The following is a 17,500-nucleotide window of genomic DNA, read 5'->3' as shown; positions in this document are numbered from 1 at the left end:
TGCCGTACATCGCCGTATCTCGCCGCGCAACGAGGTGCCGGTTCAGCCGGCCTTCGTCCAGTACTGAGCAGCTAGACGTCGGCCCGTTCGCGCCCGCAGCCTGAAGGAACGGCGACGACAGCGGTCACGCTCACTCATCGAGTGCGGGCCGCCTCGACCAGCAGGGCGACGGTGACCGCGCCCGGGTCAAGGACCCCGCGGGCCACCTCGCCGACGTAGCTGGCTCGGCCACGCTTTGCGAGAAGGTCAGCCGTGGCCTCGGCGCCAGAACGGGCGGCGGCAGCCGCGGCGTCCAGGGCCTCGTCCAGGCTGCCGGACGCTCCCGCCAGGGCCTCGCTGGCGGGGACCATGGCGTCGACCATGGTCTTGTCGCCAGGTCTTGCGCCGCCGAGCCGCTGCACTGTCGCGGTCGCGTCGGCGAAGCCGCGGGCCAGTTCGGCGACGCCGATCGTCTCGGCGCGCGTTGCCTTCGCCAGCTGCCGGAACCACATCCCGAACAGCGGGCCCGACGTGCCGCCTGTATGCAGGAACGCGGTGGCGACCGTATCGAGCACGTCGCCAGGGGTGGCGGATGCGGTGTTCTCGAGCGCGGTGCGGGCGCGGCCGAGGGCGAAGCGCAGGTTGGCGCCGAAGTCGCCATCTCCGGATCGCCGGTCGAGGTCGGTGAGGGCCTGCTGCTCGCGGTCGAACGCGGCGAAGAACCGCCGCATCCAGTCGCGGGTGTCAGAAGCGTTCACGGCGATCCCTTTCGTGACGCGAGTCGGGTCACCAGGTCAGGGCAGGTGTACGGACGGGGGCGTCCCAGAGCGCGACACGGGCGTCGTCTGCGCGTACCAGGGTGATGGACAGGCCGGCCATGTCCAGGGACGTGACGTAAGGGCCGACCAGGCTGCGGGCGACGTCGATGCCGCGCCCAGCCAGCTGTCGGTGCACGGCCCGGTGCACCAGAGCCAGCTCGAGGCCGTGCGTGGCGCCGAGCGAGTTGACCACAACGAGCACGCCATCGCCGCGGTCCAAGCCAAGCGCGGCGACGAGCCGGCCGAGTAGCTCGGCGGTGAGCTCCTCGGCGGGTGCGAACGCCCGCTGGCCGATGCCGCGCTCGCCGTGGATGCCGACGCCCAACTCGACCTCGTCGTCGGCCAGTTCCCAGGCGGGGGCGCGGTCGCCGGGGTGCGCGCCGGCGGCCAGCGCGATGCCCATGCTCCGGGCGTCCGCGACCAATGCCCGGCCGAACCGCACCAGCTCGGGTAGATCGGCTCCTTGCTCGGCGAGAGCGCCGCAGAGCTTCTCGACCACCACGACCGCGGCTGTGCCCCGTCGCCCCGGGCCTTCGCCGTCGGCGCGTTCCGAGGCCAGGTCGTCGTCAACGAGGATCTGATCGACTGCGGTGCCGTGGTCGGTGGCGATCTCGGCGGCGATCCGGAAGTTCAGCACGTCGCCGGTGTAGTTCTTGACGATCTGCAGGACACCTTGACCGGTGTCCACCGTCGTGGTCGCGGCCGCCACCTGCAGTGCCGTCGGGCTGGCGAAGACCGCGCCGGGCACGGCGGCGTCGAGCATGCCGGCGCCGACGAAGCCGGTGTGCAGCGGCTCGTGCCCGGAGCCGCCGCCGGACACGACGGCAACCTTGCCAGGGGCGGGTTTCGCCCGGGTCACGTATGCGGGGTCAGGGTGCAGCCGCAGCAGTCCCGGGTGCGCAAGGACGAGACCCTCGAGCGCTTCGGGCACCACGTGGTAGGGGTCGTTGACGAACTGCCGTCGAGTCATCCGCGGTCCTGTCCTTTGTTGCCAGCTCTTGACGCGCCGGAAAACTAACCCCTAAAGTCCGCGCTTGTCCAGGCTGACCGGTCTGTACGTACCAGACCATCGATCTTGGAGCGCTCATGAGTGGACCCGACGGCAGCGAGCCCATCAACCGCGCCTCGGCCCAGCCGTACTACCAGCAGCTGGCCGAGCGGATTCGCCAGCAGATCATGGCTGGCACCCTCGCCAGGGGCGACCGGCTGCCCAGCGAGGGCGAGCTGGCAACGACCTGGGACCTCGCCCGGGCCACCGTCCGCGAGGCGCTGCGCCTGCTCGAGGAGCAGGGGTGGATCACCCGCATTGCCCGGCGCGGGGCATTCGCCACGATGCCGTCGCAGCGCGGATGGTTGCTGCAGGGTCGCGAGGGCTTCTTCGAGGACGAGGTGGAGGGCCGGCAGCGCCGGGTAACCACACACGTGCTGCGTGCCGAGCTGGTGCCGCTGCCGGCGTCGGCCGTCGAGGCGCTGCAGCTGCCCCCGGGCAGCCATGGCTACGTCCTCGAGCGGCTGCGCGAGCTCGACGGCGAGGTCGCGCTCTTCTCCATCAACTACCTGCCCCCACAGGTCGGGGCGCTGGTGTCGCGCAGTGATGTGCCGACCGGAGAGGGCTCCCTCAACGGCACACTGCGCAAGGCCGGGTACGCCCTCGCGGGTGCGGCTCGCACCGTCGAGGCCGTCGCCGCGCAAGGCGAGATGGCCGACCGGCTCCGGGTGCGCCCCGGGACGCCGTTACTGAAGATCAAGTCAACGTCCTGGGACGCGAACCTGCAGTCCTTCGACTACCACGAGGTCTGGGTGCGCAGCGACGTCGTGCATGTCGAGGTCCAGGTCGGCACGCCGGCGCCGGCGCACGCATCCGCGCCCTCTCCCGAGATCGGCCGAATCGTCAGTCCCTGACCACGGCCGACGAGAAAGACGACCCGCGCCCGCCGTCCCACCTTCAGGAGGTTTTTCTATGCCCCGCAACAAACGACTCCTCACGGCGCTGCTCGCCGTCGGGACGCTCTTCGCCGTCGCGGCCTGTTCCGACAACTCGGCCGGGCAGGACGCCTCGGGCAAGACCACGATCACCGTGGCGCTCGCGGCGAACCCGCAGATGAAGACGGCCGAGAGTCTTATCTCCGACTTCGAGCAGAAGAATCCCGGGATCAAGGTCAAGTTCACCGTCTTACCGGAGAACGACCTGCGCCCGGCGGTGACCAAGGATGTCGCTACGAATTCCGGTCAGTACGACGTTGCCATGATCGGCAGCTATGAGGTGCCGATCTGGGCGAAGAACGGCTGGATTGTTCCGCTCGATGACTACGTCGCCAAGGACCCTGCCTGGGACGCGACCGACGTGCTGCAGCCGATCAAGGACATCGTCTCCGCGTCCGGCAAGCTCTACGCCGCCCCGTTCTACGGCTCCAGCTCGTTCCTGATCTACCGCAAGGATCTCGCCCAGAAGGCCGGCGTGACGATCCCGGAGAAGCCGACCTGGGACCAGGTCGCGGCGGCCGCGGCCAAGATGGACGACAAGAGCAACGGTGTGTCCGGCATCTGCCTGCGCGGGCTGCCGGGCTGGGGCCAGAACCTGGCCCCCATCACCACGGTCATCAACACCTTCGGCGGACGCTGGTTCGACGAGCAGTGGCGCCCGCAGCTCACCTCGCCAGAGACCACGAGGGCCGTGAAGTTCTACGTGGACCTGGTGCGTGCGCATGGCCAGCCGGACGCGGCCAAGGAAGGCTGGGAGGGCTGCCTGCAGCAGATGACCCAGGGCAAGACCGCGATGTGGTACGACGACACCGTCTTCGCCGGCCCCGCGCTGCAGGACGGCATCCCAGCGGTCAAGGACAACCTGGCGTTCGCGCTGGCGCCGGTGGACAAGACCCCGGCATCCGGCTGGCTGTGGGCGTGGGCCCTGGCAGTCACGAAGTCCAGCAAGCACCAGGACGCCGCCTGGAAGTTCATCTCGTGGGCGACCAGCAAGGACTACATCAAACTCGCCGGAACCAAGGCCGGCTGGGACGCGATCCCGCCCGGCTCACGCGCCTCGACCTACGACATCCCGGAGTACCAGGAGGCGGCCAAGTCCTACGCGGGTTTGACGCTGACGTCGATCAACACCGCCAACCCGAAGCAGCCGACCGTCCAGCCGGTGCCTTACTGCTGCGGCGTGCAGTACGTGCAGATCCCCGAGTTCGTCGACATCGGTGACTACGTCTCGCAGCAGATTGCGGGCGCCATCAGCGGCACCCAGAGCGTTCCGGACGCGCTGCAGAAGTCCCAGGAATATACCGAGAAGGTGGTCAGGAAGGCCGGCTTGCTGAAGTAACCGGTAATCGCCCGGGTGGCATGGCGGGCGCCACCGCCCGCCATGCCACCCGATCACCCAGAAGGGAGGTGAGCCATGACCGCCGTCAGCCAGCCGACCGCACCGGTGCGGCCGCTGACCCGGCGCGGGTCATGGAGCCGGCGTGCCCCGCTGCTGCCCGCGCTCGGCTTCACACTCGTGCTGACCCAGATCCCGTTCGCCCTGACCATCTGGTACTCGCTGCGGAACTGGAACCTGCTGTCCCCAGGCCGGAAGGGCTTCGCTGGGCTCGCCAACTACCGGGCCACCTTCACCGACGACACGTTCTGGAAGGCCATCTGGAACACGGTGATCCTCACCGGCGGCGCGACGATCGCGAGCGTGGTCGTCGGGCTCGTGCTCGCGATGCTGCTGCAGAAGAAGTTCCCCGGCCGCGGTGTCGCCCGCACGCTGGCGATCACTCCGTTCTTCGTCATGCCCGTGGCGGTCGCGCTGTTCTGGCGCAGCGCCATGTTCGACCCGTCGTTCGGGCTGCTCGGCTGGCTCACCGACCTTGTCGGGCTGCCGCGGGTGAACTGGCTGAGCGAGCAGTCGATGCTCTCCATCATCATGATCACATCCTGGCGGTGGACGCCGTTCGCGATGCTCGTGCTGCTCGCCGGGCTGCAGGCGCTGCCCGAGGATCAGCTTGAGGCGGCGCGCGTCGACGGCGCCGGGTGGTGGTGGCAGCTGCGGGGGGTCGTCCTGCCGCACCTGCGACCGTTTCTCGAGCTCACCGCGCTGCTGCTGAGCATGAACATCATCCAGACGTTCGGCGAGATCGCCCTGCTCACCGCCGGCGGCCCGGCCTTCGGGACAACCAACATCACGTACTACGTGTACCTGCGCGCGTTCAGCTCGTTCGACTGGGGCACCGCGTCGGCGTATGGGCTGGTCGCGCTGGTACTCACCATCGCACTGGCGATGCCGGCGCTGCGCCTGCTCTCCGGCATCTTCCAGCAGGAGGGACGGCGATGACCGTCACGGCCGCACCCCTCGGTCAGGACAAGGCCGTCGATCCCGGGCCGGCTGACAGGCCACGCCGGCGCCGCAGGGACCGCGACACCGCCGGCTGGCCGGTGGCGGTGCTCGGCTGGCTCGGGTCGCTGCTGCTGTTCTCCCCGATCGCGTACATGCTGCTCAAGAGCTTCCAGACCGAGACCGACGCGGCGGCGCCAGCACCCAAACTGGCCTTCCACCCGACGCTCGAGCACTACCAGGATGCGTTCCAGGCCGGCTTCTGGGCGTACGCAGGCAACTCGATCGCCGTCGCCGCGGTCTCGACGATCCTGGTGCTGCTGCTCGCCGTGCCCGCCGCGTACGCGCTGGCGGTGCGGCCGGTCCGTAAGGCGCAGGACGCGCTGTTCTTCTTCATCAGCACCAAGATGATGCCGGTCGCGGCGGGCATCATCCCGATCTACGTCGTCGCGCAGCGGTTGGGGCTGCTGAACACCGTGGTCGTGCTGGTGATCCTGCATCTGGGGATGAACCTGCCGCTCGCCATATGGATGATCCGCTCGTTCCTCCAGGAGGTGCCGGGCGAGGTGCTCGAGGCAGCGGCGTTGGACGGGGCCGGTCGGCTGCGCACCATGCGCAGCATCGTGCTGCCGCTGGTACGGCCCGGCCTGTGGTCGACGGCGCTGCTGTGCTGCGTGTTCTCGTGGAACGAGTACTTCTACGCGGTGAACCTCACGACGACCACGTCCACGCTGCCCTTGTTCATGCAGAAGTTCCTGTCCTTCGGTGAGCTCTACACCGCCCAGGTGGCGGCCGTCGCCACCGTGGTCAGCATCCCCGTCGTCATCCTTGGCTGGATCTGCCAGCGCAGCCTGGTGCGCGGCCTGCTGTTCGGAGCGGTGAAGTGATGCGCGCGATCATTCTCGACGGAACAGGCGGCGTGGCGCTGACGGAGCTGCCCGACCCGGCGCCCGGCCCCGACGAGGTCGTCATCGCGCCCACGGCGGTCGGCATCTGCGGCACCGATCTGCACCTGGTCGAGGGCAGCTACGCCACCGGCCGCTACCCGGTCGTGCCGGGCCACGAGTTCGCCGGCACGGTCGTCGGCGTCGGCACGGACGTGCGTGCCATCTCACCGGGCGACCTGGTCGCCGCCGACCCCAACATCAATTGTGGCGTGTGCCGCTGGTGCCAGGCCAAGGCCTACAACCTCTGTCTGCGCCTCGAGCCGGTCGGGGTGACCCGCCCCGGTGCCTGCGCCGAGCAGGTGGTCATTCCCGCCCGGGTCACCTACCGGCTGCCCGCCGGCATCGACGCGACGACCGGGGCGCTGATCGAGCCACTGGCCTGCGTACTACACGCGCTGGACCGCGCGCCGTCGCTGAAAGACAAGGACGTCCTCGTGTACGGGGCCGGCTCGATAGGCCTGCTGGTCTGCGCCGTGGCAAAGCAGCGTGGAGCGGGCCGGGTCCAGGTCGTCGAGCCGCACCTGGTCCGCCGCGACGCCGCCGTGCGCCTCGGAGCCGACCGGGCCGCCGGTTCCTCGTCGGCGCTCGACCTTGCCCACGGCGCCGAGGTTGTCGTGGAGGCCAGTGGTCACCCCGCCGCCGTCGCCGACGCGCTCGTACGGATCGCCATCCGCGGCACCCTCGTGCAGATGGGCGTGACCGCACCGGAGACGACCGTACCGCTGCATCCGTTCGAGATCTTCGAAAAAGAGCTCAACGTACTCGGGTCCAACAGTCTCGCCGACTGCTACCCGGCGGCCGTCGAGCAGATCCCCGACCTGGCCGCGATCATCCGGCCTCTGGTCACCCACACACTCCCCCTCGCGTCCTACACCGACGCGCTCGCGACCGCCGCCTCGGCGGACGCACTGAAGGTGCACGTCGACCCCTCACGTGACCGCTGAACGAAAGGCGAACCCATGACCATGGCCTACCGCATGACCCGGACGCTGCCGGAAGACCGGGTGGCCATCATCATGCCCGTCGACCACGGGCTCATCTTTGACCGGCTACCCAGTCTGGAGAACCCGGCCGCGGTCGTCGAGGAGTTCGGCGACGACGACATCACCGGCTTCATGATGAGCCCAGGCCTCGTCGTCCGCACCGAACGGTACTTCGCTCAGCGGCCGCACCTGTCCCGCGTCATGGCGATCGACGCCTTCTACCATTACACCGACGCGGACACCGGCGCCGGCGCCCTGCAGCACAGCGTCGAGGACGCCGTCCGGCTCGGCGTGGACTGCGTGAAGATGCTGATGCCGTGGAACACCACCAGGTCCGAGCAAGCCGCGTTGGTCACCCGTGTCGGCAGGGTGATCTCGGAGTGCGAGCGGTGGCAGATCCCCCTGATGCTCGAACCGGTGATGCTGGGCGCGCCGCGGACCGACGAGGTGATCGCGGCCGAGGAGCAGGCCGCGCGGATTGCGTTTGACCTCGGCGCACACATCATCAAGATTGCCTTCCCCGGCGAGGACGGCACCCGCCGCCTGGTCGAGGAGCTCGGCCTACCCGTCGTCATCGCCGGCGGCCCCCGCACGGGCAACGCGGTCGACACGGTCGACGCGGTCCGGCAGACCGTCGTAGCGGGCGCACGCGGCATCATCGTCGGCCGCAACATCTGGCAACGGGACCTGCCGCAGGCGCACGCGATCGTCGCGGAGCTCGCCGCTCTGTCACGCACCGGCAGCCACGAGCTGCAGAGCGCCTGACCCATGCGGGACGTCTGGGCCGGCGCCGACCTGGGCAGCACCAACGTCAAGGTGTTGCTCACCGACTGGACTGGCACCGTGCTCGCCCGAGCATCACGGCCCACGCCGCGGAGCTGGCTGCGCACCGACGCCGACGTACTCGTGGACACACTCGAGGAGCTGATCCTCCAGGCGGCCCACGACGTCGGCAGTCCCCGGCTACGCGGGGTCTGTGTCGCAGGGGTCGGCGAGGACGGCGTGCTACACGCCGCCGCCCGGCCACTCGGCCCAGCGCTGCCGTGGTACGACCCATCCCGGCGGACCGCGCTGGACAAGCTGTCCGCGCTGCGCGGCCCGAACGACCGTATCCGATACGGCGTCGAACTCGACGCCGCCCGCACCATCGCGGCGTGGGCCCTGCTCCCGCCCGACCAGGTCGCCGCGGCGACCGGCTGGGTGGCGTGCACCGACTACCCGGCCCTGCGCTGGACCGGACGGGCGGTGATGTCCAGCACCCTGGCCGCGCGCACCGGGGCCTGGCTGCTCGAGCCGGGCCGCTGGGACCCGAACCGGGTCACCCCATTCCTGCCGCTCGAGTGCCTGCCCCCGGTCGTCCCGGCCGGCACGGTGATCGGCGAGCTGCGCAGCAGGCGGCTGGCGGGGCTGCTCAGCTCCGACGCGGTCGTCGTCGCGGGCGGCCACGACCACCCGGTCGCCGCGTCGGTCGTGCACCGGCAGGATCCAGGCGCCCCACTCGACTCAATGGGCACCGCGGAGGTTGTCGTCCGGACGGTCGGAACCGGGCGACCACCGCGCGACGTCGACCTGTCACCCACGATCCTCGGCACCGGCCAGACCGCGCTCACCGTACTGGAGTTGGACCGCAACATTTCCTGGCTGCGCAGGTCGGGCCTGGGCGTCCAGGTCGATACCGTCCTGGCCGCGGGTCTTGCCCCCCCTCCGCCCGGCCCGCAGGTGTTCGTCCCGGGTACGGCCGGCGGTGAGGCTCCCCGGTGGACGGCAGCGGCCCGACGGCTATCCGACGAACGGCGAGCGGCCGCAGCCGTGTGGGAGCTCGCCGTGGTTGGCGCTGCCGCGCTGCGCGGCCTGGCGCCCGGCGCGCAGGTCATTTACTGCGCCGGCGGCTGGACACGAGCACCGGGCTGGATGCGGCTGAAGGCCGCCGCTGCGGGTGCGCCGTACCGCGTTCTGGCCGAACAGGAACTCTCCGCCCTGGGGGCGGCGCAACTCTGCCTGCCCGGTCCGATCACACCCGTAGCGGTGCACGAGGCTATCCCCAGGTCGCGAACCGGCGTATCGGGACAGGCAGACGTTGCACGGTAGGTCGGTGCCGTCAGGCCAGTCGGCCTTCCTCGCGAGACACTATTGATGGTCCCGTGGAGTGCAAGAACTCGGGGGTGTTACCGAGCGCCAGGCTCGGTGGCCGCGCGCCAGCCCGACCCAAGGGATCGGCCGCCCCGTGTCCATACACATCGAGGTCTCCTGGCACCACAACCAGAACCGGTCCGACCCTCGCCAGCCCATCAGCCTGCTCGTGCCGTAGGCCGGTTGTCAGCGGTCATGCGAACGGCCCCGCTCCCGGTGTGGCAACCAGGAGGCGGGGCGTTCGTCGCCATCGGCTCAGCTGGCGGTCTGCACGGGCTCGGACTCGGTGACCGTAGTTGCAATCTTCCAATTCCGGCCTCGACGCCATGGGCCGGTGCGCTTCAAGCCGTTCTCGGCGAGCAGCATGTCGGCGGCCCGTTCGAGCTCCCCAAGGTCGGCCTCGTGGTCTGGTCTGTCGAGCCGGGTGACGCCGGTGTTGCCGATGCTCTCGCCATCATCATGGCGAGAGCGGCTGATGCGGACTTCGCCGGTGTCGTAGTCGGCCTGGGCGCGTAGGTCCATTTCTGTCATCGGGTCTCCTTTCGCTGGGTGGGCCAGCGTCGCGCGGCGACCAGACCGGGCCGCCGTCGGTCTATTCGCCGCGGCCTGGGCTCAGCCGAGCTTGGTCCAGGTGCAGCGGGTCTGGAACGCGACGTCGGTCGGCTTGATGGTCACGATGCCGTGGCCCTGGACGTTGCCGTTCGCGAGGATCTCGCTGGACTCCCCGGACGTGCCGGACAGCCGCGCTCAGTAGCAGGAGTCGGTGATCGCCACGCTGGCGGTGGTGGTCTCGTAGGTGCCCGGCTGGATGTTGCTGCCGACCAGCCAGGTTCCCGGGGTGATGGTCGTCGCCGGCGCGGCGGCGCGGTTGGCGTAGGGGTGAGCAGCGACCCGATATCGGGCAGCGATACGTCCGGGCAGTAGACCCGGGCGACCAGGTACGTGAAGTCCACCGCCTCCATCCGGGTCATGTCCAGGCTGTTCTGGACGGCGGAGACCACCGCGCCCAAGTCGCCGCCGCGCGCGACGGCGACGCGGCCCACCTGATGCCGCCGTGGTCGGGTTCGGGCATGCAGTCGGGCGTCCGCGACGCCCACAACATCAGCTGGAAGATCGCCCAGGTGCTCGCCAGAGCCATGCCGGACAGCGTGCTCGACACCTACGAGGCCGAGCGGAAGCCCAATGTCGCGATGTACACCTAGATCGCGGTGGAACTCGGAAAGGTCATTAAGCAGGAAATCTCCGACGAGGAGATGGCCGCTCTTGCCGCCCCGCCGCCGGAGGGTGTGACCCCGCCTGAACTCCCGCTGCTCACGCCGCCCCACCTGGCCGCCGGCTGGGTTCGCGGACCGGTCGGTCAGGCCAGCATCGTCGGCAGGATGATCCCCCAGCCGAGGGCGGCGTCCCCGCGCGGGGTTGGCACCCGGCTGGACGACCTGCTCGGCGACGACGTCGACCCCGCGGACATGCTCACCGCCGAGGAGAAGGCTGGGTGGGACGCGCTGGGGGCCTGCTACGTCGCGGTCCGTCCGCCCGACAAGCGCACGCTGGGGTCGGACGAGATCGTGGACCTCGATGGCGCGGGCCTGGGATGGCTGCGCGACCATGGCGCCCGCGTCGTCGCGCTGCGTCCCGATCGCTTCGTCACCGCCGCGGACGTTTCCGGAATCGCCGTCCCCGCCTGACCACCGAGCGGTCGCCGCGGCCCGGTCCCGGCATCGCTCTCCCGGCCTGACCACCGGGCGGTCGCCGCCGCCCGGCCGCGGCTTCTCGGCTTCCGGCGCCGGTCGGCAAGGGTCTGGTGGTGGCGCCGGACTGGTCGGCCAGCGGGACCAGTCGGTGGCTATGCCCCGGGGTCGGGAACTGGACGGCAACGTCGACACCCAGCTCGGTGATTGATGTCGTGCGCGCACGACCGCCCGACGCCGGTGATCTCGTCGAGCTGTTCGACGAGTGATAAGACCGGGCGTGCCTGGTCCGGGCGGGTGGGGCGTGCGCCGTCCCGCTGACCCCCCCGGCGTAGACCGGCCCGGCGCGCGCGCCGGGCAGGTCTCCGCCACCCGCACGGCGATCTGCACGTCGAGCTGGGCGATTTCCGTCTGCAGGATGTCGACGAGCTCCAACCGCACCTTGATCTCGGTGGCGTGCGCGTCGCGGAACTGGCCCGTGGGCGCCGCGTCCAGTTTGCCCTGACGCAGGGGTCGGCCAGCCCGGCCAGAACCTTCGCGGATCGTTGCCCGACGACCAGCGCGTCCAGGATCCGCGGCCTGCTGACCCCGAACATGTCCGGCAGCACCCCGAGATCTTCGGCAGCGGGTCCGCCAGCGCCTTCTCGATCCGATTGCGGTGGCGGTAGGACTCGATGACCAGTACCAGCCGCAGCCGGGTCAGCGGCCGCAGGTCCCGGACCGCGGCCGGCGGGACGAACGACGGCCGCAGCATGGCCCGCTCGGGAGGGTGGCGAGGCCTAGGCGATGCTGTCGCCCGCCGAGCGCCGGTCGCCCAGCAGTGCAGGCGCGCTGTCGCACCTGCCGGCCACCGGTCAAGTCTTAGCAGCGCCTACAGGGCACGAGCGCTGGCCCTGACTCGTGCGGCCCGTGGAGCATGATCTCTCGACGCCTTGTTAACAGTTGATGTCGTCCTGAAGGGTGCAAGCATGCGGTGCGACACGAGGTCGCACACTATGAGTAGTCGACTGGGGGCGGAGGGTTGATGATTCATCGACCTCATGATGAATCATGGCAGGGGCTCGAGGGAGACACTTGCGGTGATTCCTCATGACGTTTAAAGTGCGGCCGTGAGATTCGACACGGTAGCAGGCCGGTGAGCATCGGCCTGACGGTGTACGGGCTGTACCCCCGGGACCTGCTGGACCTGGCCGTGGCCGCCGACGAGCTCGGCTTCGACGCGATCTGGCTGGGCGAGCACATCGTGTGGGCCGACCAGGTGTGGCCATCGGGAGACCTCGCGGAGAAACGGCGGAGCCTGACCCGGGCGGCCGAACAGCTCGGACTGGAACCTCCGACCAGCGCCCTGGACTAGAACGCGGACGCCAGCCGGAACCGCCCGGCGCGCGGGAACACCGGAGCGCCGGAAAACCAGGAGGACCCAACCGCGGCCGAGCCACCCGAAATCCATCAACGACGAAAGGGACTGAACACGTGAGAACCCGCGCCGCGCTGCTGTGGGAGACGCCCGGTCGGTGGCAGGTCGGGGAGGTCGAGCTGGACCCCCCGAAGGAGGGCGAGGTCCTGGTCCGGATGGCCGCGAGCGGTCTGTGCCACTCCGACGACCACTTCGCCAAGGGTGACATCGGTGTCGCCACCCTGCCGTTCGTCGCCGGGCATGAAGGCGCTGGTGTCGTCGAGGCGGTCGGCCCGGGAGTTCGGTCGGTAGCGCCTGGCGACCACGTCGTGACGTCGTTCATCCCCAGCTGCGGGCATTGCCGGTGGTGCGCCTCCGGCCAGCAGAACCTCTGTGACAATGGCGCGCTCATGCTGGTCGGGAGCCAGCTCGACGGGACCTTCCGCATGCATGTCGACGGCCGTGACGTGGGCCAGGCCGGCGGTGTCTCCACGTTCTCCGAGTGGAGCGTGATGCCGGCGGTGTCCTGTATCAGGATCGACGACGACGTGCCGCTGCACGTCGCGTGCCTGGTGGGCTGCGGTGTGCCCACCGGATGGGGTTCGTCGATCCGGGCCGCGGGCATCACGCCGGGCGACGTGGTCATCATCATGGGTACCGGCGGCATCGGCATGAATGCGGTCCAGGGCGCCCGCTATGTCGGCGCGGCCCGGGTCATCGCGGTCGACCCCGTGCCGTTCAAACGTGAGCTGGCGCTGAAGCTGGGCGCGACCGACGCCTTCGCCGACATCGAGCAGGCCAGCGAGTTCGCGCGCGGCGTGACCAAGGGCCAGGGCGCCGATGCGGCCATCGTCACGGTTGGGGTCGTGACCGGGACCCACCTCGCCCAGGCGTTCAGCGCGGTTCGCAAGGGCGGGACGGTCGTCGCCACCGCCGCCGCCGCTCAGGACGAGGTCGGTATTCCGGTCAACCTGCTCGAGCTCACGATGTACCAGAAGCGGATCCAGGGTGCGCTCTACGGCATGGGATCTCCGGCGCGCGAGATCCCCTTGCTGATCGACCTGTACAAGCAGGGCGACCTGAAGCTCGACGAGCTGGTGACCCGCACCTACACGCTGGATCAGATCAACGAGGCGTACGACGACATGCACGCGGGTCGCAACATCCGCGGCGTCATCGTCTTCGACTAACCCAGATCCTTCGTGCGCCGGGGCTACCTGGCTAGAACGCCTCGTATTCGCGGAGCGCATGCAGGAGATGCCGCTGGTTGTAGATCAAGGTTCGGTCGAGGAGCTCTCGGTGGCAGGTTCCTACCCACCGTTCCATGATCGCGTTCATTCGAGGGGCTCGGACGCATTGAGCCAAACCCCGTCTTCCGTGCGTGCGCGTGGTGGGGTGGTTGCGTTGTCTCTTCGTCTGGCGATGTCGTTGGGGGGTCATGGGAGGAGTGTAATTATCCCACATGTCCTTGTTTCTCATGAAGAGCGCAGTCCGAGAACCGGCGTAAGCCTCGGGGGTGCCGTGCTGTGGCGGATGGCGAGCTGGGGTGTCATCGAGGTCTGCATAGCGCGGTTCCGATGGCCTTCCACTCGCTCGATGAGCATCTTCGCGGCGGCGGCTCCCATTTCCTGGCCGGCTTGGTCGACGCTGGTTAGTTGCACGGGGGCAAGGGCCGCGATGGCGGTGTTGTTGTAGCCGACAAGGGACAGTTCCTCGGGGACGCGTACGCCCATTTCGTGCGCCGCGCGGTAGACGCCGAGGGCGGCGATGTCCGCGCCTGTCATGATGGCCGTTGGAGGTTCTGCGCCGGTAAGCAGTTGCCTGCCGGCCTTGTAGCCGCCGTCGTCTGAGTAGGCAGCGCGACAGACGCGGGCATGCTCCTGCAGGCCGTGGCCGCTCATCGCCTCCAGATAGCCGTTTGTGAGCTCAATCTCCGGAGTGCGCTTCCACAGGCTCACCTTGGTCCCCGCTGCTGCTACCAGAGCGATGTCGCGGTGGCCGAGGGACACGAGGTGATCCACCACGAGTCCCGCGCCGATGGCGTCCGCATCCACGACCGAGTCATGAACGTCGGCAGCGTCGTGGTGGCCGATGACCACCGTAGGAGTGGCGGCGGCCATGGTGAGCACTTCGCTGCGCGGGGTTCCGGGCGCGATCAGGATCAGTCCGTCCATCCGGCGGTCGACCATGGAGCGGATGGTCTTGGCCTGGTCATCAGCGCCGAACCCGGCCGCCCCGACCAGGACGGTGTACTCACTGTCGCGTAATTGGTCGCGGACTCCGTCGAGGATGTCGGCGAAGAAGGGGTTACGGATGTTGTCCAGCAGGACGCCGATCGTATAGGTGCGTCCACGCATGCCGCGCGCGGCGGCGTGGGGCCGGTAGTCCAGTTCGGCCATGGCCGCACGAACCCGCTCCTGCATCGCGGGGCTCACCCCGTAGGCGTTGCGCAGCACCTTGGAGACCGCGGGGGTGGAGACGCCAGCGTGCCGTGCCACATCTGTGATCGTCACGCGCTTCGTCCGTTTTGGCGACGAGTCCATGCCTGGTGTACTCCTGAGTCATGCCTATAGAACGATCTACATCGTGTCACGCGCACGAGCTAGCCTGATCATAGGCGCGAGGCCGATCGCCACACGGGGGCGGTGCCGTCGCGGCCTCAAGACCGTGGACTCGCTGCGGGGCCTGCATCCTGGCGGGCGGAGGTCCCGGACGTGCTGGTCGACCTGCGGTCCGAGCTGACCGAGCTCGCCAGCGGTTCGGCGACCCAGCTAGAGGACCTCGACCCCGATGGCGGCCTGGAGGTCTTGACACAGCGGTGGGCTGAGTGCAGCCTTGTCCCACTTCCGCATGGAGAACGTTATACGCGCCGGCGCGATCCGAGTCTCCGCCTACCTCTGCCTGAACGACGACAGGGAGCCAACTGTGATCATCCACTCTCTCCGCGCCCGCAGGGCACGGATCACTGGTCTCGCGGCGAGCGCCACCGCCGTGGCGGTTCTGGTAGCGGCGTGTGGAGGCACGGGCACGGGCTCGTCCTCCGCGCCGAAACAGTTCAGCTATCTGACGAACGTCGAGAACACCACCGTCAAGACGGGCCTGGGCACTCTGGCGAATGGTGCATGTAAGGCGCAGAACCAGACATTACCCCTGAACGTGGACACTGTGCCGCAGACGAGCTTGGACCAGAAGCTCCAGTTGCTCGCCGGGCAGAACGCCCTGCCGGTCCAGTTCGCCGCAGGTAACGCGCCCGCGCTGACAGATCAGCTCTACAAGTCCGGCAAGATCGCCGACCTCGAGACGAAGCTGAGGGATCTCGGCGTATACGACCAGATTGAGCCGGCGGCGATCTCCACGATCAAGGCGCTGTACGGGGGCAAGATGGAGGTCTTGCCGTACGAGTACAACATCGAGGGCATCTTCTACAACAAGAAGGTGTTCAACGAGCACGGCCTGTCAGTGCCCTCGACATGGGACGCGCTGGTGTCGGACGCGGCCACGCTGCAGTCGGCGGGGGTGCAGCCGTTCGCTGCCTCCGGCCAGCAGGGCTGGCCTATCACCCGGCTGGTAAGCGGCTACCTATACCGCAGCCTGGGGCCGGACGCAATGAAGGACGTCGCCGACGGCAAGGCCAAGCTGACCGACCCCCAGTACGTCGAGGCCGCGGCGAAGGTGGCCGAACTCGGCAAGAACGGCTACTTCGGCAAGGGCGTCGGGTCGATCGACTACGACACCGCGTTTAACCAGTTCCTTACCGGCAAAGCGGCCATGTTCTACATGGGCAGCTGGGCGCTGACGAACATTGACGACCCCAAGCAGGACCAGGTGGGCGCCGAGAACATCGGCTTCATGCCCTTCCCCGCCGTCCCCGATGGTAAGGGCTCGATTGACCAGTATCCCTCCAACGTCGGCCTGGCGATGACCCTGGGAGCCAAGACCTTCGACAGCAGGGTTGGCGCCTGGGTCAAGTGCATCACCCAGAACTACGGCAGCGTCGCGCTTAAGGACCAAGGTTCCATCTCGGGATTCAAGGTCAACACCCCCGTTCAGGACCCGAATTCGATCACCACGCAGGTGAGGAAGACCATCGGCGCGTCGACGCAGAACGTCCTGTGGTTCGAGGCTCTGTTCAGCACTAAGGCCACCAACGTCAGCCAGACGAACGCGGCTTCGCTGGTCACGGGGAGCATGAGCCCGGAGCAGTTCATGCAGACCGTTCAGAGGGCCCTGTCGGGTAGCTGAGCCCGAGCCGTGTGCGGCTCAGGAGCCGCCGTCATGGCGGCTCCTGAGCCACCCTTGGCAAATCTCGACCTACTTTCTGCCCGCATCCCCACACGAAGTGGAAAGCGCTTATGCACCGCGTATTAGGTGACCGCAGGGCCATTGTGACCCTGATAGGTCCCGCCCTGCTCGTCTATTCCCTCGTCATGTTGGTTCCGATGGTGTGGTCGTTGGGGTACTCGTTCACCAAAGGCAACACCATCGACGGCTTCACCGGCAACGGCCTGCACAACTTCCAGCGCCTGTTCAGTGACACGGCCGCCCACAAGGCACTCTGGTTCAGCCTCAAATACGGCGTCGCCGTGACCGTCGGACAAGTGCTCGCCGGCTACCTGCTCGCTCTGCTGTACATCTTCTTCCTCAAGCGCGCTTCCGCGGTCATCCGCACGTTGGTGTTCTTCCCGGTCATCATGCCCACCGTGGCGGTCGGTCTGCTCTTCCAGAAGTTCTTCCAGGTCGCCCCGCAGACCGGTCCGATGAACTCGCTGCTCTCCACGGTGGGCGTGGGCTCGGTCGACTGGTTCGGCAGCCCCGGCAAAGCATTCTGGGTCCTGGTCATCATGGACATCTGGCGCTCCATGGGCTTCTACGCCGTCCTCCTGTTCGCTGGCCTGGTCGACATCCCCGACGAAGTGCTGGAGTCGGCCCGTCTTGACGGGGCATCGGGCCTTCGGCTGGTGCGTCACATCGTGCTACCGCTGTCGTTCCCGGTGCTGATGTCGGCGCTGATCTTCAGCATCAACGGCACGTTGAAGGTCTTCGACTCCATCGTCGCGCTGACCAACGGCGGCCCCGGCAATGCCACCACGCCGCTGACCCTCTACATGTTCCAGACGTCGTTCACCTACAGCGACTATGGCTACGGAAGCACGATCGCCCTGCTGCTGACAGTTGTGTGCCTGCTGGTAACCCTGGCCATCTTCCGCGTCTCGCGGCGCGACCTAACGGAGGGCTGACGCC

General features: G+C 68.5%; 18 protein-coding genes. 13 read left to right on the top strand and 5 right to left on the bottom strand.

From position 1 onward, the window contains the following. Window positions 1–134: 134 nt before the first annotated feature. The gene (gene dhaL / locus QOZ89_RS22225; RefSeq protein ID WP_241841680.1) at window positions 135–737 is read right to left on the bottom strand and encodes a dihydroxyacetone kinase subunit DhaL; all 603 of its coding nucleotides are present in this window, start codon (window positions 735–737) and stop codon (window positions 135–137) included. A gap of 28 nt (window positions 738–765) precedes the next feature. Further along, window positions 766–1,767 (bottom strand): dihydroxyacetone kinase subunit DhaK, encoded by a 1,002-nt coding sequence (locus QOZ89_RS22220; RefSeq protein ID WP_312624951.1) that lies wholly within the window; start codon window positions 1,765–1,767, stop codon window positions 766–768. A gap of 116 nt (window positions 1,768–1,883) precedes the next feature. Between QOZ89_RS22220 and QOZ89_RS22215 the strand changes: the two genes are divergently transcribed. From QOZ89_RS22215 to QOZ89_RS22185, 7 genes are all read left to right on the top strand, one after another. Continuing rightward, window positions 1,884–2,699 (top strand): GntR family transcriptional regulator, encoded by an 816-nt coding sequence (locus tag QOZ89_RS22215; RefSeq protein ID WP_071048563.1) that lies wholly within the window; start codon window positions 1,884–1,886, stop codon window positions 2,697–2,699. A gap of 58 nt (window positions 2,700–2,757) precedes the next feature. Then, window positions 2,758–4,119 (top strand): ABC transporter substrate-binding protein, encoded by a 1,362-nt coding sequence (locus QOZ89_RS22210; RefSeq protein ID WP_312624946.1) that lies wholly within the window; start codon window positions 2,758–2,760, stop codon window positions 4,117–4,119. A gap of 75 nt (window positions 4,120–4,194) precedes the next feature. Further along, window positions 4,195–5,115: a carbohydrate ABC transporter permease gene (locus QOZ89_RS22205; protein ID WP_071048565.1), complete on the top strand. Its 921-nt coding sequence runs from the start codon at window positions 4,195–4,197 to the stop codon at window positions 5,113–5,115. Beyond that, complete coding sequence (locus tag QOZ89_RS22200) at window positions 5,112–6,002, top strand: carbohydrate ABC transporter permease (RefSeq protein WP_071048566.1); 891 nt, start codon at window positions 5,112–5,114, stop codon at window positions 6,000–6,002. The genes QOZ89_RS22205 and QOZ89_RS22200 overlap by 4 nt, the downstream gene beginning before the upstream one ends. Then, on the top strand, window positions 6,002–7,006 hold the full coding sequence (locus QOZ89_RS22195) for an alcohol dehydrogenase catalytic domain-containing protein (RefSeq protein ID WP_312624942.1): 1,005 nt from the start codon (window positions 6,002–6,004) through the stop codon (window positions 7,004–7,006). Before QOZ89_RS22200 ends, QOZ89_RS22195 begins: the two co-directional genes overlap by 1 nt. Window positions 7,007–7,021: 15 nt before the next feature. Continuing rightward, window positions 7,022–7,810 (top strand): class I fructose-bisphosphate aldolase, encoded by a 789-nt coding sequence (locus QOZ89_RS22190; RefSeq protein ID WP_071048568.1) that lies wholly within the window; start codon window positions 7,022–7,024, stop codon window positions 7,808–7,810. Between the two features lie 3 nt (window positions 7,811–7,813). Continuing rightward, window positions 7,814–9,133, top strand: coding sequence for an FGGY family carbohydrate kinase (locus QOZ89_RS22185; RefSeq protein WP_071048569.1), 1,320 nt, complete (start codon window positions 7,814–7,816; stop codon window positions 9,131–9,133). 297 nt (window positions 9,134–9,430) lie between these two features. Here the strand turns inward: QOZ89_RS22185 and QOZ89_RS22180 are convergent, their stop codons facing one another. Further along, entirely contained in the window at window positions 9,431–9,706 is a 276-nt protein-coding gene (locus QOZ89_RS22180) for a hypothetical protein (RefSeq protein ID WP_131803955.1), read from the bottom strand. Window positions 9,707–9,787: 81 nt separating this feature from the next. Continuing rightward, window positions 9,788–9,916, bottom strand: coding sequence for an Rv1352/Rv1906c domain-containing protein (locus QOZ89_RS48325; RefSeq protein ID WP_491677133.1), 129 nt, complete (start codon window positions 9,914–9,916; stop codon window positions 9,788–9,790). Window positions 9,917–10,071: 155 nt separating this feature from the next. On the opposite strand from QOZ89_RS48325, the gene QOZ89_RS22175 reads away from it, so the two are divergent. From QOZ89_RS22175 to QOZ89_RS22160, 4 genes are all read left to right on the top strand, one after another. Further along, a complete protein-coding gene (locus QOZ89_RS22175) occupies window positions 10,072–10,377 on the top strand; it encodes an FAD-dependent monooxygenase (protein WP_312624969.1) in 306 nt (101 codons plus the stop codon). 6 nt (window positions 10,378–10,383) lie between these two features. Next, the gene (locus QOZ89_RS22170; RefSeq protein ID WP_071048571.1) at window positions 10,384–10,860 is read left to right on the top strand and encodes a hypothetical protein; all 477 of its coding nucleotides are present in this window, start codon (window positions 10,384–10,386) and stop codon (window positions 10,858–10,860) included. A 1,138-nt stretch (window positions 10,861–11,998) separates the two neighbouring features. Next, complete coding sequence (locus tag QOZ89_RS22165) at window positions 11,999–12,217, top strand: LLM class flavin-dependent oxidoreductase (RefSeq protein WP_071048572.1); 219 nt, start codon at window positions 11,999–12,001, stop codon at window positions 12,215–12,217. A gap of 119 nt (window positions 12,218–12,336) precedes the next feature. Next, window positions 12,337–13,449, top strand: coding sequence for an NDMA-dependent alcohol dehydrogenase (locus QOZ89_RS22160; protein ID WP_071048573.1), 1,113 nt, complete (start codon window positions 12,337–12,339; stop codon window positions 13,447–13,449). A gap of 285 nt (window positions 13,450–13,734) precedes the next feature. Here QOZ89_RS22160 and QOZ89_RS22155 read toward each other — a convergent pair whose 3' ends face one another. Continuing rightward, window positions 13,735–14,802 carry a LacI family DNA-binding transcriptional regulator gene (locus tag QOZ89_RS22155; protein ID WP_083418542.1) on the bottom strand — a complete coding sequence of 356 codons (1,068 nt, stop codon included), beginning with the start codon at window positions 14,800–14,802 and terminating at the stop codon, window positions 13,735–13,737. A gap of 382 nt (window positions 14,803–15,184) precedes the next feature. Between QOZ89_RS22155 and QOZ89_RS22150 the strand changes: the two genes are divergently transcribed. Next, the gene (locus QOZ89_RS22150) at window positions 15,185–16,501 is read left to right on the top strand and encodes an ABC transporter substrate-binding protein (protein WP_241841682.1); all 1,317 of its coding nucleotides are present in this window, start codon (window positions 15,185–15,187) and stop codon (window positions 16,499–16,501) included. A 143-nt stretch (window positions 16,502–16,644) separates the two neighbouring features. Further along, a complete protein-coding gene (locus QOZ89_RS22145; RefSeq protein WP_241841683.1) occupies window positions 16,645–17,496 on the top strand; it encodes a carbohydrate ABC transporter permease in 852 nt (283 codons plus the stop codon). Window positions 17,497–17,500 lie beyond the last annotated feature (4 nt).

Source organism: Pseudofrankia coriaricola (genome assembly GCF_032027725.1).
In the GTDB taxonomy this organism is placed as follows: domain Bacteria; phylum Actinomycetota; class Actinomycetes; order Frankiales; family Frankiaceae; genus Pseudofrankia.
The sequence above is the reverse complement of the archived record's forward strand: the minus strand, read 5'-3'. Positions and strand labels throughout refer to the sequence as shown.

What these genes read in the sequence shown, in the direction of transcription:
- QOZ89_RS22185 (WP_071048569.1), top strand. Translation starts at nt 7,814, where the DNA reads ATGCGGGACGTCTGGGCCGGCGCCGACCTGGGCAGCACCAACGTCAAG.
- QOZ89_RS22220 (WP_312624951.1), bottom strand. Translation starts at nt 1,767, where the DNA reads ATGACTCGACGGCAGTTCGTCAACGACCCCTACCACGTGGTGCCCGAA.
- QOZ89_RS22180 (WP_131803955.1), bottom strand. Translation starts at nt 9,706, where the DNA reads ATGACAGAAATGGACCTACGCGCCCAGGCCGACTACGACACCGGCGAA.
- QOZ89_RS22190 (WP_071048568.1), top strand. Translation starts at nt 7,022, where the DNA reads ATGACCATGGCCTACCGCATGACCCGGACGCTGCCGGAAGACCGGGTG.
- QOZ89_RS22205 (WP_071048565.1), top strand. Translation starts at nt 4,195, where the DNA reads ATGACCGCCGTCAGCCAGCCGACCGCACCGGTGCGGCCGCTGACCCGG.
- QOZ89_RS22195 (WP_312624942.1), top strand. Translation starts at nt 6,002, where the DNA reads ATGCGCGCGATCATTCTCGACGGAACAGGCGGCGTGGCGCTGACGGAG.
- QOZ89_RS22215 (WP_071048563.1), top strand. Translation starts at nt 1,884, where the DNA reads ATGAGTGGACCCGACGGCAGCGAGCCCATCAACCGCGCCTCGGCCCAG.
- QOZ89_RS22155 (WP_083418542.1), bottom strand. Translation starts at nt 14,802, where the DNA reads ATGGACTCGTCGCCAAAACGGACGAAGCGCGTGACGATCACAGATGTG.
- QOZ89_RS22200 (WP_071048566.1), top strand. Translation starts at nt 5,112, where the DNA reads ATGACCGTCACGGCCGCACCCCTCGGTCAGGACAAGGCCGTCGATCCC.
- QOZ89_RS22210 (WP_312624946.1), top strand. Translation starts at nt 2,758, where the DNA reads ATGCCCCGCAACAAACGACTCCTCACGGCGCTGCTCGCCGTCGGGACG.